Source organism: Pseudolysinimonas sp., assembly GCF_051954455.1.
GTDB lineage: Bacteria > Actinomycetota > Actinomycetes > Actinomycetales > Microbacteriaceae > Pseudolysinimonas.
Genome location: NZ_JBQCHS010000033.1, coordinates 18,139 through 37,799 on the forward strand (window position 1 = coordinate 18,139; position 19,661 = coordinate 37,799).

The window sequence follows — 19,661 nt, forward strand, 5'->3', positions numbered from 1 at the left end:
CCGCTGCGCGGCCACTCGACCCGCGAGGTCAGTAGGTCGGCGCCGGCGGATACCCGAAGAAGGTCTCCAGCGACGGGAACCCCTCCTTCTGCAGCTCCGTCGCGAGCGGGACCCCGACGTAGCGCAGGTGCCACGGCTCGTACTCGTAGCCGGTGATCTGCTCCTGGCCCTCTTGGTAGCGCACGATGAAGCCGAAGCGCCAGGAGTTCTCCGCGATCCACCGGCCGGCCGGCGTGGCCCCGAAGGCCTGCGACACCGCCGTGTCGACGTCGACCGCCAGCCCGCTCTGGTGCTCGCTGTAGCCGGGCCGCGCGCTCTGCCGGTCGGCCTGCGCCGACCCCAGGCGCGACACCCATCCGGCGTAGACCGCCTTCTGCTCGACGTAGCTGCGGTAGGGGCTCACGACGGTGAAGGTGTGCCCGATCTCCTGCTGTCCGGCGGCGAACATCTGCTGGAGCGCCGCGGCCGCCTCGGGGCGCATCTGCCCCTTGTAGCCGGGGAGGTTCAGCGCGGCCAGCGGCGGGATGTAGTCGATCGGCTGGAGCGGATTCTGCTTGTTCACCAGCACCCAGTCGCTCGCGGGGTCCGTGGTCGAGAACTGCTTCTTGTCGAAGCCGGTCGGCGTGGGGGTCGGAGTCGGGGTCGGAGAGGCGTCCGGCGTGCCGGGCGAGCCGGACGGCGTGGGGCGAGCCGTCGGCTTCGCCGGAACGAACAGGAGCGTGATCAGCGCGACCACGCCGAGCGCGAGGACCACGACGGCAGTGACCAGGCCGGCCAGGAACGTCTTGCGCGACATGAGGCCGCCGGGCCGCGGGGGAGTCGTCGACACCGGCTCAGTGTACGGTCGCGGCATGAGCGACTCCGATGCCGTCGTGCACGACGACGCCCACCACCGCTACGTCCTCGAGCGCGACGGTCAGCAGATCGGCCAGGTCGTCTACGAGCTCGGCGACGGCGTGATCCGGGTGCTGCACACGGAGGTCGACGAGAGCCTGCAGGAGCGCGGGCTCGGCTCGAAGCTCGCGCGCGCCGTCCTTGACGACATCCGAGCGAACAGCGATCGCCAGCTCGTGCCGATCTGCCCGTTCTTCCGGGCGTACCTGGCGCGGCATCCCGAGGACCGCGACCTCATGAGCCGGTAGGGCGCGGACGGTCGAGCCCCGACCGGTCACGCGTCAGGCGGCTTCCGTACACTGTCCGCGTGGACTGGCTGATCGCGGGGGTCGTCGTCGTCGTGCTCATCGCACTCGGCGTCGTCGCGCAGCGCCGGGGGTGGATCGACCTCTCGGGCAAGAACACCCGGTCGGCGGCGGGCGGCGGCATGATGGCGGTCGACGAGGTCTTCCACCCGTCCGCTTATCAGGCGCACCTGGAGCAGGATCGCCAGACCTCGATGCCGGCCCCGGCGCCCGTCGCGGGCGACGGCGACCGCGACGTCTACAGGGGCAGCGTCCGGATCGACCTCGGCCGACGCTGACTACGGCACCCGGCCGACCCACTCCGGGGTCGCGAACTTGGTGCGCACCAGCTCCTCCGCGGCGGCGATCTCCTCTGGCCGCAGCTCGTCGTCCTGCAGGCCGTGCAGCGCTCGGAACGTCTCCACCATCCGGTCGATGACCGCCTCGCGCGGCATGCCCGTCTGGCTGCGCAGCGGGTCGACGCGCTTGTTGGCGGAGGTGGTGCCCTTGTCGCTCATCTTCTCGCGCCCGATGCGCAGCACCTGCACCATCTTGTCGCCGTCCATGTCGTAGCTCATGGTCACGTGGTGCAGCACGCCGCCGTTGCCGAGGCGCTTCTGCGCGGCGCCGCCGATCTTGCCGGCGGGGCTCGCGATGTCGTTGAGCGGCTGGTAGGTCGCCTCGATGCCGAGGCTCTTGAGCGCCTGGATGACCCACTCGTCGAAGAAGGCGTAGCTATCGGCGAAGCTCATGCCCTGCACGAGGTCGACCGGCGCGTAGAGCGAGTAGGTGACGGCCGAACCGGGTTCGATGAACATCGCGCCGCCTCCCGAGATCCGTCGCACGACCTCGAAGCCGTACTTCTCGGCGTTGTCGGGGTCGACCTCGTTGCGCACCGACTGGAAGCTGCCGATGACGACGGCGGGCGAGGCCCACTCCCAGATACGCAGCGTCGGCTTGCGGCGCCCCTCGCCGACCTCCTCGGCGAGGACCTGGTCGAGCGCCAGGTGCATCTGCGGGCTGAGCGGGCCGGGGTGGAGGAACTGCCACTCGTAGTCGTCCCAGCCGGTGGCGCGCTGCAGCGCCCGGCGGATCGCGGTGGCGACGGCCTCGGGCGAGAACCCGAGGAGGACTGCGCCCTCGGGGAGCGCCTTCTGGATCGCCGCCGCGAGGGTGCGGCCGTCGCTCTCGGCCGGCATCCCCTCGACCGCCGCATCGATCGTGCCGAGCGCCTCGTCGGGTTCCAGGAAGAAATCGCCGGCGAGCCGGAAGTTCCGGATGACGCCGCCCTGGACGTCGAGATCCACGACGACGAGCTTGCCGCCCGGGACCTTGAACTCACCGTGCATGGGCTCAGCCTAGATCGGCGCGCGAGCCGAGCCAGGCGACGAGGTCGGCGATGACCTCGGTGCGGTTCGTCTCGTTGTAGACCTCGTGGCGGGCTCCCTCGTAGAGCTTCAGCGTCACGTCCGTGAGACCGCCGCGGCGGCGGTAGGCGTCGGCGAGCAGGGTGGCGCTGCGCGGGCCGCCGAGGGTGTCGTCGGTACCGACCTGGATGAGGAGCGGCACGTCCTTGGCGAGGTGCCGGGGGGTGCCGAGCAGGCGCATGGCGTCGATGAGGCCCCAGAGCTGGAGCGTGCGGGCATCGAAGGTGAGCGGGTCGCGGGCGAAGGCGGCGGCGACCTCCGGATCGCGGCTCAGCCACTCGGCGCCCGTGCCGCCCGGCACGCGGAACGGCTTGTTGAGGTCGCCCGAGTTCATGTGCCGGAACGTCCGGTACGCGGTGCCGCTCAGCACCGCGGCGTCCCACGGGGTCGCGTCGACGTTCAGCAGCATCTGCGCGAAGAGCGACCCCATGCTGTGGCCGAGGAGGACGAGCGGGAGCGCACCGTGCTCCGCGCGGACGTCGTCCGTGAACTGCCGGATGCCCGCGATCGTCGCGCGCACGCCGCCGGGCCCCAGCCTCCCGAGCTTCGTCGCGTCGCCCGCCCACTGCGCCATCCCGGTCGCCCCGTGGCCGCGGTAGTCGAGCGCGCGCACCGTCCAGCCGGCGGCCACGAGGTCGCGGGCGAGCGGCTCGTAGCGCGTGGCGTACTCCCCGAGGCCGTGCAGGAGTTCGACCACGCCGCGCGGTGAGGGCGCGTCCCAGCGCCAGGTGTGGATCTCGACACCCTCGGCGTCGGTGAAGGTCGCCTCGACGGCGGTGGTCCCCGGTGGCGGATCCTGGGGCGTCGGATCCTGGGGCGTCGGATTCTGGGGCATCGGGCCTCCTCGCGCGTGCGGCTCATCGTCTCACCCGCCGCGGCCCGCGGACCCGTCGATTCGCGCGAAACCGCGCGTTCGGCGCCGCTCGATGCGCGGTTTTGCACGATTCGAGGGAGGAGCGGAGCACGAGGCAGCGTTAGCGGTGCTAATGAGTTAGGCTAATGATCATGGCGCGACTGGATGACGACGAGCTCCGGCTCCTGGTCCAGCGCGTCGCGCGCCGCATCCGCAGCAATCGCGGCGACGAGAGCATGAGCGACTCGCAGCTCGGCGTCCTCTTCCTGCTCGACAAGATCGGCGACGCCTCGCCGAGCCGGCTCGCCGAGCACGAGCGCGTCTCGCCGCCGTCGATGAACCGCACGCTCAACGGACTCGAGGAGCGCGGCCTCGTCCGGCGCACTCCCTCGCCCGACGACGCGCGCAAGGTCGTCGTCTCGATCACCGAGGCCGGCCTGGAGCTCATCCGCGAGACCCGACGGCTGCGGACCGCGTGGTTCAGCCGCCAGCTCGCGGCGCTCGACGCGGAGGAGCGCGCCGCGCTCGAGGCCGTGGTGCCGGTACTGCGAAAGCTGGCCGACGCGTGAGGGCGGCCCGATGACCTCCGCGTTCCGGTCTCTCGGCGTCTTCAACTACCGCGTCTGGTTCGCGGGGGCCACGGTCTCCAACATCGGCACCTGGATGCAGCGCACCGCCCAGGACTGGATCGTCCTGACGATGCTCACCAGGAACGACGCGACCGCGGTCGGCGTGACGATGGCGCTGCAGTTCGGGCCGCAGCTGCTGCTGACGCCGATCACCGGCCTCGTCGCCGACCGGTTCGACCGGCGCCGCCTCATGATGGCGACGCAGGGCACCATGGGGCTGCTCGGCCTCGGCCTCGGGCTCCTCACGGTGACCGGCACGGTGCAGCTCTGGATGGTCTACGTCTTCGCGCTCCTGCTCGGGTGCGCGGCCGCCTTCGACGCGCCCGTGCGGCAGACGTTCGTCGGCTCGCTCGTGCCGCCGCACCTGCTGTCGAACGCGGTCGGCCTGAACGCCACCTCGTTCAACACCGCGCGACTGATCGGCCCCGCGGTCGCCGGGCTCCTCACCGCGGTCGTCGGCGCGGGCTGGGTCTTCCTGCTCAACGCGCTGACCTTCGCGGCGACGCTCGCGGCGCTCTTCCTGTTCCGGCGCGACGAGCTGATCCCGAGCACGCGCGCGCCGCGCGCCCGCGGGCAGATCCGCGAGGGATTCCGCTACGTCACGGGGCGCAGCGACCTCGCGCTGGTGTTCGTGATGGTGTTCCTCATGGGCACGATCGGCGTGAACTTCCCGATCTACGCGTCGACGATGGCGAGCGTCGCGTTCCATCAGGGGGCCGGGGAGTTCGGGCTCCTCTCCACGGCGTTCGCGGTCGGATCGCTGGCGGGCGCCCTGCTCGCCGCGCGCCGCGAGCGCCCCCGCCTGCGCTCGGTCGCGCTCGGCGGTGCCGGCTTCGGCTTCGCCCTCTGCGCCGCGGCCTGCATGCCCACGTTCTGGTCGTTCGCGGCGGTCCTGCCGCTCGTCGGCATCACGTCGATCACGATGCTCAACAACGCCAACGCGTACGTGCAGACGACGACCGACCCCGTGCTCCGCGGTCGCGTCATGTCGCTGTACATGGCGATCATGATGGGCGGCACCCCGATCGGCGCGCCGCTCGTCGGAGCGATCGCGAACGGCTTCGGCCCGCGCTGGGCGCTCGTCGCGGGGGCGCTCGGCGGTCTCATCCCCGCGGCCATCGCCGTGGTCTGGTGGCTCCGGCGCCGGGGCCTGCGCGTCGCGTGGGACACCTCGCACCGCTGGCCGCTCGTGCTCGACTGGTCGGCGGATCGGGAGCTCGCGACCGAGTCGATCGCCGTGCAGGAGGTCGAGGCCCAGAAGGGCTGAGCGCCCGGTCTAGCGTGGATGCCGTGAGCGTCGTCACCGAGGTCGTGACGCACCGCGTCGAGTCCCCCCTGCTCCGCCCGTTCGTGACGGCCGTGCGGCGGTCGGACACCCTGAGCTCGGTGCTCGTCGAGGTCCGCGACGACGCCGGTCGCTCGGGCTGGGGCGAGGCGCCGACGAGCTGGCGGGTGACGGGCGAGTCGCCGGCGGGCGTCGTCGCCGCGGTCGAGGGCGCGCTGGCGCCCGCGGTGACCGGGCTGCCGACCCACGATCCGGATGAGGCCTCCCGCGCGCTCGCCGCGGCGATCGTCGGCAACCACGCGGCGCGCATGGCGGTCGACTGCGCGATGTTCGATCTCGCGGCCCGGACCGCCGGCCGTACGCTCCACGGCTTCCTCGGCGCCGGGACCGGCTCCGTCCGCACCGACGTCACGCTGTCGCTGCCGAGCGGACGCGACGCGTGGGACGGGCTGCTGGCCGATGCCACCGCGCGCGTCGCCCAGGGGTTCGACGTGCTGAAGGTGAAGGCCGGACCGGCCGCCGACCTCCTCCCCCTGCTGCTCCTGCTGCGCGACGCGGTCGGGCCGCACGTCGCGCTCCGCGTCGACGCGAACCAGGCCTGGGATCCGGACGAGGCGATCGCGGTGATCCGCGCCGTCGAGGAGGCGGGGGTCGACCTCGAGCTGGTGGAGCAGCCGGTCGCCCGCGACGACCTCGCGGGTCTCGTCCGGGTCGCCGACGCCGTCGACGTGCCGGTGCTCGCCGACGAGTCGGTCTGGACCCGTCGGCAGCTGCGCGAGCTGCTCGCGCTCGGCCGGGTGGACCTCGTCAACGTCAAGCTCGCGAAGTCCGGCGGCCTCGGCGAAGCCCGTGCCCTCGTGGAGGCGGCGCACGCCGAGGGCGTCGGCGTGATCGTCGGCTGCATGCTCGAGAGTCACGTCGGGATCGCCGCGGCGGCGGCGCTCGCGGCGACCGTGGGCGGCGGCACGCACGATCTCGACGGCGGCACCTGGCTGGCGCGGTCCCCGGTCGAGGGCGGCGCGCAGTACGACGGCGCGACCATCGTGCTGCCGGATGCGCCCGGCACAGGCATCACGGGGATCGTGGGGGCGGGCGCATGATGCGCGTCGTCGTGCCGGCGACGGCGGTGTGGGCAGCGCCCGACGCGCCGCACGATCTCGACGCGGCGGCCGTCGCGGACCGGCCCGACCCGGACGGCTGGGCGGCCGCCCTGGACGACGCGGCGCGGCTCGACCTGCACGGACGGGTCGTGACGCAGACGCTCCTCGGCGAGCCCGCGATCGTCGTCGAGGAGTCGGACGGCTGGAGCCGGGTCCGCCTCCCCTGGCAGCCCACCCACCGCGCGCTCGACGGCTACCCCGGCTGGGTGCCGACCCCCCACCTCGCCCCGGGATCGGGACCGGCGGACCCGCGAGCCGGCGCCGTCGTCACCGCCCGCACGGCGCACGCGGTCGCCGACGACGGGGAGCGGCTCGTCCTCTCGCTGGGCACGGTTCTCGACGAGGCCGGTCCGGGCGCGCTCCGCCATCCGGACGGGCGGCTCCTGCGTCTCGATGCCGCCGCCGTCGCCGCCGGATCCGCGCGGGCCGCGCTCCGCCCCACGGAGCTGGCCCGCGCGCTCCTCGGCCTCGGATACCTGTGGGGCGGCCTCTCGGGATGGGGCATCGACTGCTCCGGGCTCGTGCACCTCACCCGCCGCGCGGTCGGCGTCGTCGTGCCGCGCGATGCATCCGATCAGGCGCTCACCGGACTCCCGGTCGCCGCGCGTGACGTGCGCGAGGGCGACGCCGTCCTGTTCGACGACGGACGCACCGTGCACCACACCGGCCTCGCCCTCACCGCCGACCGCATGATCCACGCGCCGCGCACCGGCTTCCCGGTCGCCGAGGCCGACGTCGCCGAGTATCCGGACGACGTCGTGCGCTACCGACGCGTCGCGTCCGGCTGATCGAATTCCCGGCTCCGCGCCGTCGCCTCCGCCGGTCAGGCCTCGCGCGTGATCTGCACGCGCACGAAGAGCTCGGAGCCCGCCGGCCCCGCATACACGCCGCGGAGCGGGGCCACGTCGCCGTAGTCGCGTCCGTGCCCGACGCGGACGTGGCGGTCGCCGACCTCGATCAGGTTCGTCGGATCGAAGCCCCGCCACGATCCGCAGAACCACTCCACCCAGGCGTGCGACTCGCCCTCGACGGCGACGCCGATCTCGGCCTCCGGCACCGGGTGGAGGTAGCCGCTGACGTAGCGGGCCGGGATGCCGACCGACCGCAGCGCGCCCACCGCCAGGTGGGTGATGTCCTGACACACGCCCGAGCCCGCCGCCCAGGCGTCCGCCGCGGTGGACGTGACGCTCGTCGACCCGGGCAGGTAGGCGATGCGCTCGCCCACGAGCCGCGCGATCGCGAGAGCGGCGTCGCAGGGCGAGTCGGACGCGGCGAGCGCCTCGCGGGCGAGCTCGACGAGCTCCGCGGGAGGCTCGGTGCGGCGCGTCTGGGCGAGCTGCTCCACGAACTCGGTGCGCCGCTCCGCCTCGTCGGCGAGCGCCTCCCAGCCGAGCCGGTGCACCGGATGCTCGCGCGGGCGCACCTCGACGACGCTCGTGGCGGTCAGGGTCAGTCGCGTGTGCGGCTGCAGCACATCGAACGAGGAGACCCGGGTCCCCCAGTAGTCGACGTATCCGCGCTGCCCGGCCGTCGGCTGCACGTCGAGCTGGGAGTGCAGCACGAGCTGGCCGTCGAAGCTCGCCGGCAGCATCCGCGCCTCGTTGTAGGAGGCCGTGACCTCGCCCTCGTACCGGAAGCCGGTCTCGTGCCGGATGCGGAGTCGCGTCACGAGATCTTCCCGTTCCAGCTCGGCGCCGTCTCGGAGGGGAAGTACCGGCGGCGGATCGTCTCGCTCGCGGCGCTGATCGCGAGCTGCACCTCGTCCATCTGGTGCGGCAGGTCGTCGATGATGTCGAGGATCGGACGATACTCCAGCTGGCTGCGGATGCGGCCGAGGAGCACGAGCGTCGGGTCGCCGACCCCGAGCCGCGCCACGCCCGGCTCGATCTCGCGCATGCACTGCTCGGCGCGGGCCACGGAGAACAGGATGCTGCGCGGGAACAGCCGGTCGAGCAGCAGGAACTCGGCGGCGTTGCGCGCGCTCGGCACGCCGCGGTACATCCGCAGGTAGGCCTCGTACGCACCGACCGAGCGCAGGATCGTCGTCCACGACGGCCCCGACACCTCGCTGAGCGAGCGCGTCGCGAGCAGTCGCGCGGTCATGTCGGCCCGCTCGAGCGAGCGTCCGAGGGTGAAGAAGTGCCAGGCCTCGTCGCGGCTCGTCGCCGAGTCCGCGATGCCGATCGAGAGCGCCGCGCGCTCGCGGACCCAGGCGAAGAACTCGTGCACCTTCTCCGCGGCGACCCGCCGCGGCATCCGCGAGCGGGTGGTGTTGAGCGCCTCCCAGAGCTCGGTGCTGACCACCTCGCGCGCGCGGCGGGCGTTCTCGCGCGCGGCGATGAGCGAGTACGCGATCGACGCCGGCTGCGCGCGGTCGACCGCGAGCAGCTGCAGGACGTCGCCCCGGCCGACCGGCTCCTCCGACGGCACCGAGACCCCCATGACGCCGAGCAGCGATCGGCAGGCCGCGTCCTCGGCGACCCACGGATCCTCGAGCAGCAGCTGCAGGTGCACGTCGAGGATGCGCGCGGTGCCGTCGCTGCGCTCGATGTAGCGGCCGATCCAGAAGAGGCTCTCGGCGATCCGGCTCAGCACGGCGCACCCGCCGCACGGGTCTGCTGCTGTTGCTGCTGCTGGTCCTGCCGGGGCGCGTCCTCCGGGTTGTGGTCCTGGAGGTGCGCGCCGGGCGAGACGATCGGGATCGCGGAGGTCGCCACGGTCTGGTCGAAGACGAGCGCGCGCACGTCGTGCTCCGGGGTGGCGAGCGGGTCGGATCCGACGACCCAGGTGTCCTTCGAGCCGCCGCCCTGCGAGGAGTTGACGACGAGCTGCCCCTCGGGCAGGGCGACCCGGGTGAGCCCGCCCGGCAGCACCCAGACGTCGTGGCCGTCGTTGACGGCGAACGGGCGCAGGTCGGCGTGCCGGGGCCGCATCCCGTCCTCGACGAGGGTCGGGATCGTGGAGAGCTGGACGACCGGCTGCGCGATCCAGCCGCGCGGGTCGCGCGCGAGCCGGGTGGCGAGCGCGGCGAGCTCGGCGGCGGTCGCGTCCGGCCCGACGACGAGCCCCTTGCCGCCCGAGCCGTCGACGGGCTTGACGACGAGCTCGTCGAGGCGGTCGAGCACCTCCTCGAGCGCGCCCGGCTCCTCGAGGCGCCAGGTCTGCACGTTCGGCAGCACCGGATCCTCGCCCAGGTAGTAGCGGATGAGGTCGGGTAGGTAGGTGTAGACGAGCTTGTCGTCGGCCACGCCGTTGCCGACCGCGTTGGCGATCGTGACGTTGCCGAGGCGGGCGGCGAGGAGCATCCCGGGGGAGCCCAGCATCGAGTCGGCCCGGAAGTGCAGCGGGTCGAGGTATTCGTCGTCGACGCGGCGGTAGATCACGTCGACTTTCGTCGGCCCCGCGGTGGTGCGCATCCAGACGCGCCCGTCGGAGCAGAACAGGTCGCGCCCCTCGACGAGCTCGACGCCCATGAGGCGGGCGAGGAGGGTGTGCTCGAAATAGGCCGAGTTGTAGACGCCCGGGGTGAGCACCACGATGTTCGGGTCCTCGATGCCGTGCGGGGCGGCGGCTCGGAGGGCGCCGAGCAGCCGCTGCGGGTAGTCGCCGACCGGGCGCACGCGCATGGTCGTGAAGAGCTCCGGCAGCGTCTGCGCCATGACCCGGCGGTTCGAGATGACGTAGCTGACGCCGGACGGCACGCGCACGTTGTCCTCGAGCACGCGCCAGGCGCCCTGCTCGTCGCGGATGAGGTCGATGCCGGCGACCTGGATGCGGACCCCGTTGGCCGGGTCGATGCCGGCCGCGGCACGGTGGAAGTGCGTCGACGACGACACCAGCCGCGCGGGGATGACGCCGTCGCGGACCGCCTCCTGCGGGCCGTAGACGTCGGCGAGGAAGCGCTCGAGCGCGAGGACCCGCTGCCGCACGCCGCTCTCGACGTGGCGCCACTCGTCCTCCGCGATGACGCGCGGCACGGCGTCGAGCGGGAACGGCCGCTCCTCGCCGGCGAAGTCGAAGGTGACACCCTGCGCGAGGTAGGAGTCGGCGAGCGCCTCGGTCCGGCCCCGCAGCTCCGCCTGGGTCATGCGCGCGAGGGCCGCGTGCACCTCCCGATAGGGCGCGCGCGCGTCGCGCGCCCGGCGCGGATCGGGGAACATCTCGTCCCATGGCGCGGCGCCCCGCCCTCGGGTGGCGACGGGGCCGTACCCGTCGAACAGGTCCGCCATGTCGGGAGCGTAGTGAGGCGATGTTGCCGCCGTGTTTCGCCCCGGACACCGCCCTAGGGTGATCGACATGAGCTCCCCCGACGTCGGCACCACGTGGTCCGGCACCCACCGGTTCGCCGCGCCCCGCCTGGTCGAGGCGCGCACCGTCGAGGAGGTGCAGGAGCTCGTCCGCGCGGGCGGGCCGGTGCGCGCGCTCGGCACCCGCCACTCGTTCACCGATCTGGCCGACACCGAGGGGACCCTCGTGACCGTGACCGGGATCGATCCGGACATCCGCGTCGATGCGGAGGCCGGCACGGTGTCGGTCGGCGCCGGCGCGCGGTACGGCGCGGTCGCGCCGGTCGTGCACGCGGCCGGGTTCGCGCTGCACAACATGGGGTCGCTGCCGCACATCTCGATCGGCGGCGCGACCGCGACCGGCACCCACGGCTCCGGCGACCGCAACGGCGGCCTCGCGACCGCGGTCCGCGAGATCGAGTACGTCGATGCGCGGGGGGAGCTGGTCACGGCCCGGCGCGGCGAGCCCGATTTCGACGCCCTGCCGGTCGGCCTCGGCGCCTTCGGCGTCGTCGTGCGGTTGACGCTCGACGTGCAGCCGACCTACGCGATCCGGCAGGACGTGTACGGCGGGCTGCCGTGGGGGACGGTGCTCGGCGGCCTCGACGCCGTCACCGGCGGCGGCTACAGCGTGAGCCTGTTCACCCCCGACTGGGCGGGCGACGGGCCGGCACTCGCGTTCGTGAAGCGACGCCTGGATGTCGACGCGGCGCCCGAGGAGTGGCTGGGCGCCCGCCGCCTCCCGCAGGCCACGATCTTCGACGCCCCCGACTCCAACGTCACCGAGCAGGGCCGGCTCGCCCCGTGGTTCGAGGCGCTGCCGCACTTCCGGGTCGACTCGACTCCCAGCGCCGGCGCGGAGATCCAGAGCGAGTGGTTCGTGGCCCGCGTCGACGCCCCCGCGGCGATCGAGGCGGTCCAGCGCGTCGCTGGGCGCTTCGCGGGCGTCCTGCTGATGAGCGAGATCCGCACGGTCGCCGCGGACGGCCTCTGGCTGAGCGAGGCGTACGAGCGCGACAGCGTGGCGCTGCACTTCACCTGGGCCGACGACGCCGAGGCGGTGTCACGTGCCGTCGACGTGGTCGAGGAGGCGCTCGCGCCGTTCGCCGCGCGTCCGCACTGGGGCAAGGTCCACCATCTCGATGCCACCGGGATCGCGGCGGTGGTGCCGCGCGCGGCCGACGCGCGAGCCGTCTTCGAGCGGCTCGATCCCGCGGCGGTGTTCGCCGGGCCGCACCTGCAGCGGCTCGGGCTGCGTTAGGAGGTCGCCGAGTCGCCCAGGAGCTCGCGCAGGCCGAAGCGGCCGAGCCCCACCATGCGGTCCGAGCCGTCGGACTCGTGCAGCAGTCCCAGTGCGAAGGCGAGCGCCCACCCCCGCGCCCGTCGCCAGAGGGCAGCGTCGCGCCCGGTCCGATCGATGCGCGCGCGGAAGGCGTCCCGCCCGACCGGATCGAAGAACAGCCAGGCGGCCGCGAGATCCACCGCCGGGTCGCCGCCGGACATGTCGCCGAAGTCGATGATCGCCGCGATCTCCCGGTCCGGGCCGACGAGGACGTTGCCCGGATGGAGATCGCCGTGCACCCAGACCGGAACCGCGTTCGGCGCGGCGGCGGACGCCGTCTCCCACTCCTGGAGCGCTGCGCCCCGACTGTCGTCGTCGAGCGCCGCGATCCGCTCCCGCACGGACGCATCGCGCTGCCCGAGCGGGACGCCGCGGTAGGGATTGACCGGCGCGTCCGGCGGGGCGGGGCGGTGGAGCGAGAGGAGGGCCTCGGCGAGCGGCTCGGCGAGCGCGCGTCGCTCCACCGGAGTCAGGCGGTCGGCGGGATCTCCGTCGAACCAGGGCAGGACGCTCCAGGGCCACGGGTATCCCGCCCCCGGAGCGCCGGCGGCGACGGCGACCGGCACCGGAACCGTGAGGTGCGGCGCCAGCTCCGCGAGCCAGCGCTGCTCGTTCGCGACGAGCGGCACCGCGAGCTCCCGCCGCGGCATCCGCACGGCGAGGCGGTCGCCCACCCGGTAGATGTCGTTGTCCCAGCCGTGCGCGACGAACCGGACCTCACCCGCGAAGTCCGGGTGCTGGGTGCGGAGCAGGGCGGCCACCAGCTCGGGCGTGATATCGACCTCGGACGGCGGGGCGGGCACGCGATCATCCTGGCACCGCGGGGCGCCAGGGAGCCGTGGATCGCTCTACGGCCGCTAGGGTCGGAGCAACCCGACAGCAGGCGTCGGGGGCGCGAGGAGCATGTCATGCCGCGGGCGCGGAGCGGAGCCGCCACGATCGAGGACGTCGCGAGGCTCGCCGGGGTGTCGCGAGCCGCGGTGTCGAAGGTGCTCCGCAACGCCTACGGGGTGAGCCCAGCGATGCGCGAGCGGGTCGGTGCCGCGATCCAGCAGCTGTCGTACCGCCCGCGGGTCGCCGCCCGCGCCATGCGCGGCTCGACATACACGATCGGGTTCGAGGTCCCGGACCTCAAGAACCAGTTCTTCTCGCGGGTGCTGAGCGGCGCGTCGGCCGCTCTGGCCGACACCGACTACCAGATGATCCTGGCGCCGGCCAACTTCAACCCCTTCGAGCCGCGCGCCGTCGAGGCTCTGCTCGACCATCAGGTCGACGGGCTCATCGCCATCGCCCCGCTCGTCGAGCCGGAGTGGCTCGACGATGTCGCCAGGCGCGTTCCCGTCGTGATGTTCGGCCGACACGATCGATCCGCTCTGTACGACAGCGTGGAGAGCGATGACGAGCTCGGGGCCCGCCGCGCGATGCAGCATCTCTTCGAGCTCGGGCACGAGTCGATCGTGCATCTCACGATCGCCGAGAGCGCGACCCGCCCGTACACGCCGCACGGCGTGCGCGTCCGCGTCTACGAGGAGGCGATGAACGAGAGCGGGCGAGGCGCACTGGCCGAGGTGCTGCGCGTCGACATCGCGCAGGAGCTCGCGCACGAGACAATGCTCGAACGACTGGCGCGCCGCCCGCTGCCCACAGCGATCTTCGCGGGTCACGACGAACTCGCACTCGGCGCGATGAGCGCCGCCGTCCAGTCGGGCGTGGAGCTCTCCGTCATCGGGTACGACGGCGTGGCGATTGCCGCACATCCCCTGGTGTCGTTGTCGACGATGGACCAGCACGGGGAAACCATGGGCGCCCGGGCGATCGAGCTCCTGCTGGAACGCATCAAGGGGAGGACGACCGCGGTGCACGAGGTCGTCGAGCCGACCCTGGAGCACCGGTCGTCGACGCGCGCGCGCTGAGGGGAGGCGCTCGGCGTAGCGCCTCCCCTCAGCGTCAGGCGCTCGCGCCGGCGAGCTCGACCGACGCGGAGTGCCGCCCGGCTCCGAGCTCGACGTCGTCCGCGCCCGGGAGCCGCAGGACCGCCGGGGCGCCCTCGGGCACCACGACGTCGACGGTGAAGGTGCCGCCATCCACGCGCCAGTCCACCGATACCGTGCCGTGCGGCGTGGCGAGCGACGCCGATGACGAGGTCAGGCCGCCGCCCGGCTGCGGCGCGACGAGGATCTTGGCGTAGCCGGGCTCCAGAGGTGCGATCCCGCCGACCGTGCGGTGCATCCAGTCGGCCACCGCGCCGAGGGCGTAGTGGTTGAACGACGTCATCTCGCCGGGGTTGATGGTGCCGTCGGGCAGCATCGAGTCCCAGCGCTCCCAGACCGTGGTGGCCCCCATCGTGACCGAGTACAGCCACGACGGGTTCTGCTGCTCCAGGAGGAGGCGGTAGGCGACGTCCACATGCCCGGTGAGCGTGAGCGCGTCGGTGATGAAGGGCGTTCCCGCGAAGCCGGTGGAGATCCGGAAGCCGGCGAGTTCGGCGAGCTCGGCGAGCCGGTCGCCGGCCCGTGCCCGATCAGCGTCGGAGAGCATGTCGAACGCGATCGCGAGCGCGTACACGGTGGTGCAGTCGCTCTTCACGACGCCGTCTGTGACGTAGTGCTCGGTGAACGCATCGCGCATGCGCTCGGCCAGGGCCGAGAACTCCGCGTGCTCCGCGGTCCGGTCGAGCACGGCGGCCGCCTCCGCTGCGATGCGGGCCGAGCGGTAGCCGCACGCCTGCGCGACGACGCTGGGGTCGGCCTTGGCCTTGTCCGGCGCCTCCGGCGGGGCGTCGGGGTCGAGCCAGTCGGCGAACTGGTACCCGGTGTCCCAGAGACCGGTCGGCGACAGCACCGAGGCGATCTTGCGGACGTGCGCCGACATCAGGCCGAAGTTCTGCTCCAGCAGCTTCGTACTCCCGTAGGCCTGGTAGAGGGCCCACGGAACCCACACCCCCGCGTCGCCCCACAGAGCCGTCGGGGTGGTGCCGTCCCCGTGCGAACCGTTCGGCATGCCGAACAGCGTGATGGCGTCGGGCACCACGAAGGGCACGACGCCGTCCCGGTGCTGCTGCTCGAGATCCGCGTCCCGCAGCCAGTCGGCGAGGAAGTCCTCCACGTCGAACAGGTAGGCGGCCGTCGGGGCGAATGCCGCGATGTCGCCCGTCCAGCCGAGGCGCTCGTCGCGCTGCGGGCAGTCGGTCGGCACGTCGACGAAGTTGCCGCGCATCCCCCAGACGACGTTGCGGTGGAACTGGTTCAGCAGCGGATCGGAGCTCTCGAAGGTGCCGATCCGCTCGAGCTCGGAGCCGATGACCACGGCGGTCAGGTGCTCGGGCCGGAGCTCGCCCGGCCAGCCCTCGACCTCTGCGAATCGGAACCCGTGGAAGGTGAAGGTGGGCTCGAAGACGTCCTCGCCGCCGCTCAGCACGTAGCGATCGGTGGCCTTCGCGGAGCGCAGCGGCCGGGTCCCGAGCTCCTCGTGCTCGAGGACCTCGGCGTGCCGCACGACGATCTCCGTGCCCGCCGGGCCTTGCACGCGCACCCGGATCCAGCCGACGAGGTTCTGCCCGAAGTCGATGAGCGTCCTGCCGCTCGGCGAGGTCCAGATCCGCTGGACGGGGAGCTCCTCGCGCGGCGAGACGCGCGGCCCGATGTACTCGGTGAGGGTCTCGAGGTCGTGCTCGACGACGCGCGCCGCCGACCAGCCCTCGCCCGCGAACCCGGGCCGCAGCCAGGCGTCGTCCCGGCGTCGCGCATCGATCGTCTCGCCGTCGTAGAGGTCGTTCGCCAGGACCCCGCTCGGGCCCGCGCTCCAGGAGTCGTCGGTTGCCACCACCTGCGTGGCGCCGTCCTCGAACGTGATCGTGAGTTCCGCGAATCCCGCGACGGTGTCGCCGTAGAGGTGCGACTTGCCCGACCAGCCGAGGCGGCCGTGGTACCAGCCGTTGCCGAGCGCGAGGCCGAGGACGTTGATCTCGGCGAGGCGGTCCGTCACGTCGTGGCGCGCGACGCGCAGGCGCCACTGGTACGAGCTCCACCCCGGGGTGAGGAGGGCGTCCGAGACCGGCGCGCCGTTCAGCTGCGGCTCCACCACCCCAAGCGCCGTGACGGCGAGCTCCGCCGAGCGGACGGCGCCGTGTCCGGTCTCGAGGGCGAACTCGCGACGCAGCAGCGGTGCCGAGTCGAGGTCCTGTGCGGGGGCGATGAAGCGGGCGTGCCAGGTCATGGCGTCCTTCCGGATGGTGGAGCGGTGGTGATGGTCGTGGAAGCGGAGCCGGAGCTCAGCCCTTGATTGCGCCGGACGTCATGCCGGCGACGATCTGGCGGTTGAAGAAGATGTAGAGGATCAGCGGCGGGATCGTGATCAGCAGGACGTCCATGAACAGCAGGTTGAACTGGCTGAGGGTCTGGCTCTGGAAGTTGTAGAGGGTCAGCTGCACCGTCGCGAGGTCGCTTCCGGGCAGGAAGTACAGCGGGTTCTGGAAGTCGTTGAACACCGCCACCGACTGCACGACGATGACCGTCACGATGACCGGCCGCAGCAGCGGCAGGACGACCTGGAAGAACAACCGGATCGGGCCGGCGCCGTCGATGACGGCCGCCTCGTCCAGCTCCCGCGGGATCGTCGCGACGAACGCGCGGAACAGCAGGATCGAGAACGAGAGCCCGAAGGTGGCCTCGATGACCACGCCGGAGAACAGGGTCTTGAAGATCCCGAGCCCCTGGAGCAGCCAGATGGTCGGCACGACGGCCGGCGGCACGATGAGCCCCGCGAGCACGAAGAAGTTGATGACCGGGTTCCATCGCGTCTTCTTGCGCTGCAGGACGTAGCCGACCATCGCCGAGAAGACCACCATCACGGCGACGCTGAACACGGTCAGGACGATGCTGTTGACGAACGCCGTGATGACGATCCCGTCGTTCGCCTGCAGCACCTGCACGAGGTTGTCGAAGAAGACCCACTTGGTCGGCAGCGCGAAGTTCAGGTTCGACGCCTCCGCGGGCGTCTTTGCCGCCTGGAGAACCACGAACGCGAACGGCACCAGGAAGACGACGATCGACACCAGGATCGCGACGATCCCGACCACCCAGCGACGGACCTGCAGGCGGCGGCTCACAGCTCCACCTCCCGCCGGTTGATGAACCACGAGACCGGCACCATGATCGCCGTCACGACGAGGAAGAGGATGACGTTGCCCGCGGTCGACAGGCCGTAGAGGCCGAACTGGTACTCCTTGTAGATCACCGAGGCGATCACGTCGCTCGCGAAGCCGGGGCCACCCCCCGTCGTCGCCCAGATGACGTCGAACGAGCGCAGGCCGCCGATGAGCGACAGGATGACGACCGTACCCATCGCGGGCCGCGAGAGAGGCAGCGTGATCGAGCGGAAGATCCGCCAGCTCGAGGCGCCGTCCATCCGAGCCGCCTCGTAGTACTCCTGCGGGATCGCGACGATGCCCGCCATGAAGATGAGCGTCGCGATGCCGACGCCCTTCCAGACGTCGACGCCGGCGATCGTGCCGAGCGCCATGTTCGGGTCGGTGAACCATCCCGGCTTGGGCAGCCCGACCGCACCGAGCACGGCGTTGACCATGCCGTGGAACGGGTCGAGCAGGTTCTTGAAGATGAAGCCGACGCCGATCGTCGACACCAGCACGGGGAAGAACACGACCGCGCGCAGGTAGCCGCGCCCGAGCACCGGGGAGGTCAGGAGCACCGCCAGCGCGAGGCCGAGGACGACCTTGATCGCCGAGGTGGCGAACCCGTACTCGAAGGTGTGGATGAAACCGTTGACGAGCTGCGGGTCCTGGAAGAACTGCACGAAGTTGTCGAACCCGATGAAGGTCGAGTCGAACAGCGACCAGCGCGTGAAGGCGAAGTAGAAGGACGCGAACGTCGGGACCGCGAAGAACACGATGTAGAGCGCGATCGCGGGGATGTAGAACCACGAGGGATAGACGCTGCGCCGGGCGCGGCGCGTGCCTCCTCGTCGGGCGGGTCCGGCCGGAAGGCTCTGGACCGGCACAGCGGTCGTTGTGGTCACCAGATGCTCCTCACCGAGCGGGGGACGCGGGGGCCGGTCGGTGAGAACCGGCCCCCGCGCGTTCCGACGAGCCGATTACCAGCCCTTGATGCCCAGCTGCTGGGCCTGCTTGGTCACGTCCTGGTCGTAGAGCTCGGCGCCCTGGGCGGCCGTGTTCTGACCGGTCGCCACCGCGATGAGGATCTTCTCCAGGTTCGGTCCCTTGATGGGCGAGAGAAACTCGAGCGCGAGGCCCGTGTCGCCGTCGTCCTGGTACTTCTGCTCGTCCTTGACGAGGGTCGGGACGTCGGACGGCAGCGTGCACGCGCTCGTCGCGAACGGGCCCGTCGGCAGCTGAGCCTCGACCTGGATCTGGCAGCCCTGCTTGGTCGACGCGAACGCGACGAACTTCTTGGCGGCCGCGAGCTTGTCGCCGGTGGTCGACTTCGGGATATAGAGGGCGTTCGGCTCCCACACGGTCATGTGCGGCGCGGTGCCGTCGCTGGTCGGCAGCGCGAAGTAGCCGATGTCGTTGATCTTGTCCGGGTCGGACTGCTGCACGTTCGGCAGCACGCTGGTGATCATCGGGTACTGCGCCGCGGTGCCCTCGGCGAGCTCCTTCAGGCCGTTCACGTTGGTGAGCGACGCGTAGTCCTTGTTGACCAGGTCCTTCTGGAACACCTCGGCCGTGTGCTGGAACCCGAGGAGCCCCGGCTGCTTGGAGTACTTCGCGTCCGACTTGTTCGCCGTGTAGTCCTTCGCCCAGTTCTTGTCCGTCGCCGTGATATTCGCGAAGTCCGCCAGCACAAACAGCTGACTCGTCCACGTGTCGCCGAAGGTCTGCAGCACCGGCGTGATCCCGGCGGCCTTGATCTTCTCGCTGTTGGAGATGAACTCGTCCCACGTCTTCGGAACGCTGAGGCCCAGCTGCTCATAGACCTTGGTGTTGTACATGACTCCGCCGGAGAACGACGTCCCGAACGGTGCGCCGTAGAACGCCCCCTTCACGGTGCCGGCGACGCTCGCCTTGAAGTCGCTCGTCACGTCCTTCGCCCACGACTCCTGCGAAAGGTCGACGAGTCGCTGGTCCGGGTGGTCGCCCTGGATCTGCGAACCCGAGTTGTAGAGGAAGACGTCCTCCATGTCGCCGGTCGCCAGCTTCGTCTTGATGATGTTGTCGCCGTCGGCGCCGGCCGGGCGCTGCTGGATCTTGACGGTGATGTCGGGGTTGGCCTTCTCGAAGGCGGCCACGTACTTCTTCGCCGTCGCCTGGGTGGCGGGCGCGTTGTCGGCCAGGAACTGGATCGTCACCTTGCCCCCGCTGCTGCCGCCACCGGAGCAGCCGGTCAGCGCCAGGGCGACGGTCGCGATCGCCGCTCCGGCGACGGCCCACTGCCTCATGAAACGTCGTTGCTTCAAGGGTCTTACCTCTCTGTAAGGGACGGCGTCTTCCGCCACGGTGAAGGGTCGAGGACCGAATCGTGCGATT

19 protein-coding genes are annotated in these 19,661 nt (G+C 71.8%); 8 read left to right on the forward strand and 11 right to left on the reverse strand.

Translation table 11 applies throughout. From position 1 onward, the window contains the following. Positions 1 to 28: 28 nt before the first annotated feature. Positions 29 to 829, reverse strand: coding sequence for a M15 family metallopeptidase (locus tag ACTHM3_RS13660; RefSeq protein ID WP_440406724.1), 801 nt, complete (start codon positions 827 to 829; stop codon positions 29 to 31). A 22-nt stretch (positions 830 to 851) separates the two neighbouring features. Between ACTHM3_RS13660 and ACTHM3_RS13665 the strand changes: the two genes are divergently transcribed. Next, complete coding sequence (locus tag ACTHM3_RS13665) at positions 852 to 1,142, forward strand: GNAT family N-acetyltransferase (RefSeq protein WP_440406725.1); 291 nt, start codon at positions 852 to 854, stop codon at positions 1,140 to 1,142. A gap of 59 nt (positions 1,143 to 1,201) precedes the next feature. After that, a complete protein-coding gene (locus ACTHM3_RS13670; RefSeq protein ID WP_440406727.1) occupies positions 1,202 to 1,477 on the forward strand; it encodes a hypothetical protein in 276 nt (91 codons plus the stop codon). On the opposite strand, the gene ACTHM3_RS13675 is transcribed toward ACTHM3_RS13670, so the two are convergent. Both ACTHM3_RS13675 and ACTHM3_RS13680 read right to left on the reverse strand, forming a co-directional pair. Then, positions 1,478 to 2,527 (reverse strand): lipoate--protein ligase family protein, encoded by a 1,050-nt coding sequence (locus tag ACTHM3_RS13675; protein WP_440406729.1) that lies wholly within the window; start codon positions 2,525 to 2,527, stop codon positions 1,478 to 1,480. It abuts the gene before it with no gap. A gap of 4 nt (positions 2,528 to 2,531) precedes the next feature. Next, complete coding sequence (locus ACTHM3_RS13680; RefSeq protein WP_440406731.1) at positions 2,532 to 3,440, reverse strand: alpha/beta fold hydrolase; 909 nt, start codon at positions 3,438 to 3,440, stop codon at positions 2,532 to 2,534. A 170-nt stretch (positions 3,441 to 3,610) separates the two neighbouring features. Here ACTHM3_RS13680 and ACTHM3_RS13685 point away from each other — a divergent pair, with 170 nt between their 5' ends. From ACTHM3_RS13685 to ACTHM3_RS13700, 4 genes are read left to right on the forward strand one after another with little or no spacing between them, the layout of a single operon-like run. Next, positions 3,611 to 4,027, forward strand: a complete 417-nt coding sequence (locus ACTHM3_RS13685; RefSeq protein WP_440406733.1) for a MarR family winged helix-turn-helix transcriptional regulator — start codon at positions 3,611 to 3,613, stop codon at positions 4,025 to 4,027. 10 nt (positions 4,028 to 4,037) lie between these two features. Next, entirely contained in the window at positions 4,038 to 5,354 is a 1,317-nt protein-coding gene (locus ACTHM3_RS13690; RefSeq protein WP_440406735.1) for an MFS transporter, read from the forward strand. A 23-nt stretch (positions 5,355 to 5,377) separates the two neighbouring features. Next, complete coding sequence (locus ACTHM3_RS13695) at positions 5,378 to 6,472, forward strand: mandelate racemase/muconate lactonizing enzyme family protein (protein ID WP_440406737.1); 1,095 nt, start codon at positions 5,378 to 5,380, stop codon at positions 6,470 to 6,472. Further along, the gene (locus ACTHM3_RS13700) at positions 6,469 to 7,320 is read left to right on the forward strand and encodes a C40 family peptidase (RefSeq protein ID WP_440406739.1); all 852 of its coding nucleotides are present in this window, start codon (positions 6,469 to 6,471) and stop codon (positions 7,318 to 7,320) included. Before ACTHM3_RS13695 ends, ACTHM3_RS13700 begins: the two co-directional genes overlap by 4 nt. 35 nt (positions 7,321 to 7,355) lie before the next feature. Here ACTHM3_RS13700 and ACTHM3_RS13705 read toward each other — a convergent pair whose 3' ends face one another. From ACTHM3_RS13705 to ACTHM3_RS13715, 3 genes are read right to left on the reverse strand one after another with little or no spacing between them, the layout of a single operon-like run. Continuing rightward, a complete protein-coding gene (locus tag ACTHM3_RS13705; RefSeq protein WP_440406740.1) occupies positions 7,356 to 8,201 on the reverse strand; it encodes a transglutaminase family protein in 846 nt (281 codons plus the stop codon). Continuing rightward, on the reverse strand, positions 8,198 to 9,127 hold the full coding sequence (locus tag ACTHM3_RS13710) for an alpha-E domain-containing protein (protein WP_440406741.1): 930 nt from the start codon (positions 9,125 to 9,127) through the stop codon (positions 8,198 to 8,200). Before ACTHM3_RS13710 ends, ACTHM3_RS13705 begins: the two co-directional genes overlap by 4 nt. Continuing rightward, complete coding sequence (locus ACTHM3_RS13715; protein ID WP_440406742.1) at positions 9,121 to 10,761, reverse strand: circularly permuted type 2 ATP-grasp protein; 1,641 nt, start codon at positions 10,759 to 10,761, stop codon at positions 9,121 to 9,123. The genes ACTHM3_RS13710 and ACTHM3_RS13715 overlap by 7 nt, the downstream gene beginning before the upstream one ends. 67 nt (positions 10,762 to 10,828) lie before the next feature. Here ACTHM3_RS13715 and ACTHM3_RS13720 point away from each other — a divergent pair, with 67 nt between their 5' ends. Continuing rightward, a complete protein-coding gene (locus tag ACTHM3_RS13720; protein ID WP_440406744.1) occupies positions 10,829 to 12,079 on the forward strand; it encodes an FAD-binding protein in 1,251 nt (416 codons plus the stop codon). On the opposite strand, the gene ACTHM3_RS13725 is transcribed toward ACTHM3_RS13720, so the two are convergent. Beyond that, positions 12,076 to 12,963, reverse strand: a complete 888-nt coding sequence (locus ACTHM3_RS13725; RefSeq protein ID WP_440406745.1) for an aminoglycoside phosphotransferase family protein — start codon at positions 12,961 to 12,963, stop codon at positions 12,076 to 12,078. The genes ACTHM3_RS13720 and ACTHM3_RS13725 overlap by 4 nt on opposite strands. Before the next feature lie 105 nt (positions 12,964 to 13,068). Here ACTHM3_RS13725 and ACTHM3_RS13730 point away from each other — a divergent pair, with 105 nt between their 5' ends. Beyond that, the gene (locus ACTHM3_RS13730; protein ID WP_440406746.1) at positions 13,069 to 14,073 is read left to right on the forward strand and encodes a LacI family DNA-binding transcriptional regulator; all 1,005 of its coding nucleotides are present in this window, start codon (positions 13,069 to 13,071) and stop codon (positions 14,071 to 14,073) included. 34 nt (positions 14,074 to 14,107) lie between these two features. Here the strand turns inward: ACTHM3_RS13730 and ACTHM3_RS13735 are convergent, their stop codons facing one another. From ACTHM3_RS13735 to ACTHM3_RS13750, 4 genes are all read right to left on the reverse strand, one after another. Further along, positions 14,108 to 16,375, reverse strand: coding sequence for a family 78 glycoside hydrolase catalytic domain (locus tag ACTHM3_RS13735; RefSeq protein WP_440406748.1), 2,268 nt, complete (start codon positions 16,373 to 16,375; stop codon positions 14,108 to 14,110). A gap of 55 nt (positions 16,376 to 16,430) precedes the next feature. Beyond that, positions 16,431 to 17,267, reverse strand: coding sequence for a carbohydrate ABC transporter permease (locus ACTHM3_RS13740; protein ID WP_440406749.1), 837 nt, complete (start codon positions 17,265 to 17,267; stop codon positions 16,431 to 16,433). Then, entirely contained in the window at positions 17,264 to 18,193 is a 930-nt protein-coding gene (locus ACTHM3_RS13745; RefSeq protein ID WP_440406751.1) for a carbohydrate ABC transporter permease, read from the reverse strand. Before ACTHM3_RS13745 ends, ACTHM3_RS13740 begins: the two co-directional genes overlap by 4 nt. A gap of 75 nt (positions 18,194 to 18,268) precedes the next feature. Continuing rightward, complete coding sequence (locus ACTHM3_RS13750) at positions 18,269 to 19,573, reverse strand: ABC transporter substrate-binding protein (RefSeq protein ID WP_440406752.1); 1,305 nt, start codon at positions 19,571 to 19,573, stop codon at positions 18,269 to 18,271. Between the last annotated feature and the right edge of the window lie 88 nt (positions 19,574 to 19,661).

Bases quoted from the DNA above. Each gene is read 5' to 3' on its own strand.
- ACTHM3_RS13665 (WP_440406725.1), top strand. From the start codon at position 852: ATGAGCGACTCCGATGCCGTCGTGCACGACGACGCCCACCACCGCTAC.
- ACTHM3_RS13690 (WP_440406735.1), top strand. From the start codon at position 4,038: ATGACCTCCGCGTTCCGGTCTCTCGGCGTCTTCAACTACCGCGTCTGG.
- ACTHM3_RS13680 (WP_440406731.1), bottom strand. From the start codon at position 3,440: ATGCCCCAGAATCCGACGCCCCAGGATCCGACGCCCCAGGATCCGCCA.
- ACTHM3_RS13720 (WP_440406744.1), top strand. From the start codon at position 10,829: ATGAGCTCCCCCGACGTCGGCACCACGTGGTCCGGCACCCACCGGTTC.
- ACTHM3_RS13675 (WP_440406729.1), bottom strand. From the start codon at position 2,527: ATGCACGGTGAGTTCAAGGTCCCGGGCGGCAAGCTCGTCGTCGTGGAT.
- ACTHM3_RS13685 (WP_440406733.1), top strand. From the start codon at position 3,611: ATGGCGCGACTGGATGACGACGAGCTCCGGCTCCTGGTCCAGCGCGTC.
- ACTHM3_RS13735 (WP_440406748.1), bottom strand. From the start codon at position 16,375: ATGACCTGGCACGCCCGCTTCATCGCCCCCGCACAGGACCTCGACTCG.
- ACTHM3_RS13730 (WP_440406746.1), top strand. From the start codon at position 13,069: ATGCCGCGGGCGCGGAGCGGAGCCGCCACGATCGAGGACGTCGCGAGG.
- ACTHM3_RS13715 (WP_440406742.1), bottom strand. From the start codon at position 10,761: ATGGCGGACCTGTTCGACGGGTACGGCCCCGTCGCCACCCGAGGGCGG.
- ACTHM3_RS13750 (WP_440406752.1), bottom strand. From the start codon at position 19,573: ATGAGGCAGTGGGCCGTCGCCGGAGCGGCGATCGCGACCGTCGCCCTG.
- ACTHM3_RS13700 (WP_440406739.1), top strand. From the start codon at position 6,469: ATGATGCGCGTCGTCGTGCCGGCGACGGCGGTGTGGGCAGCGCCCGAC.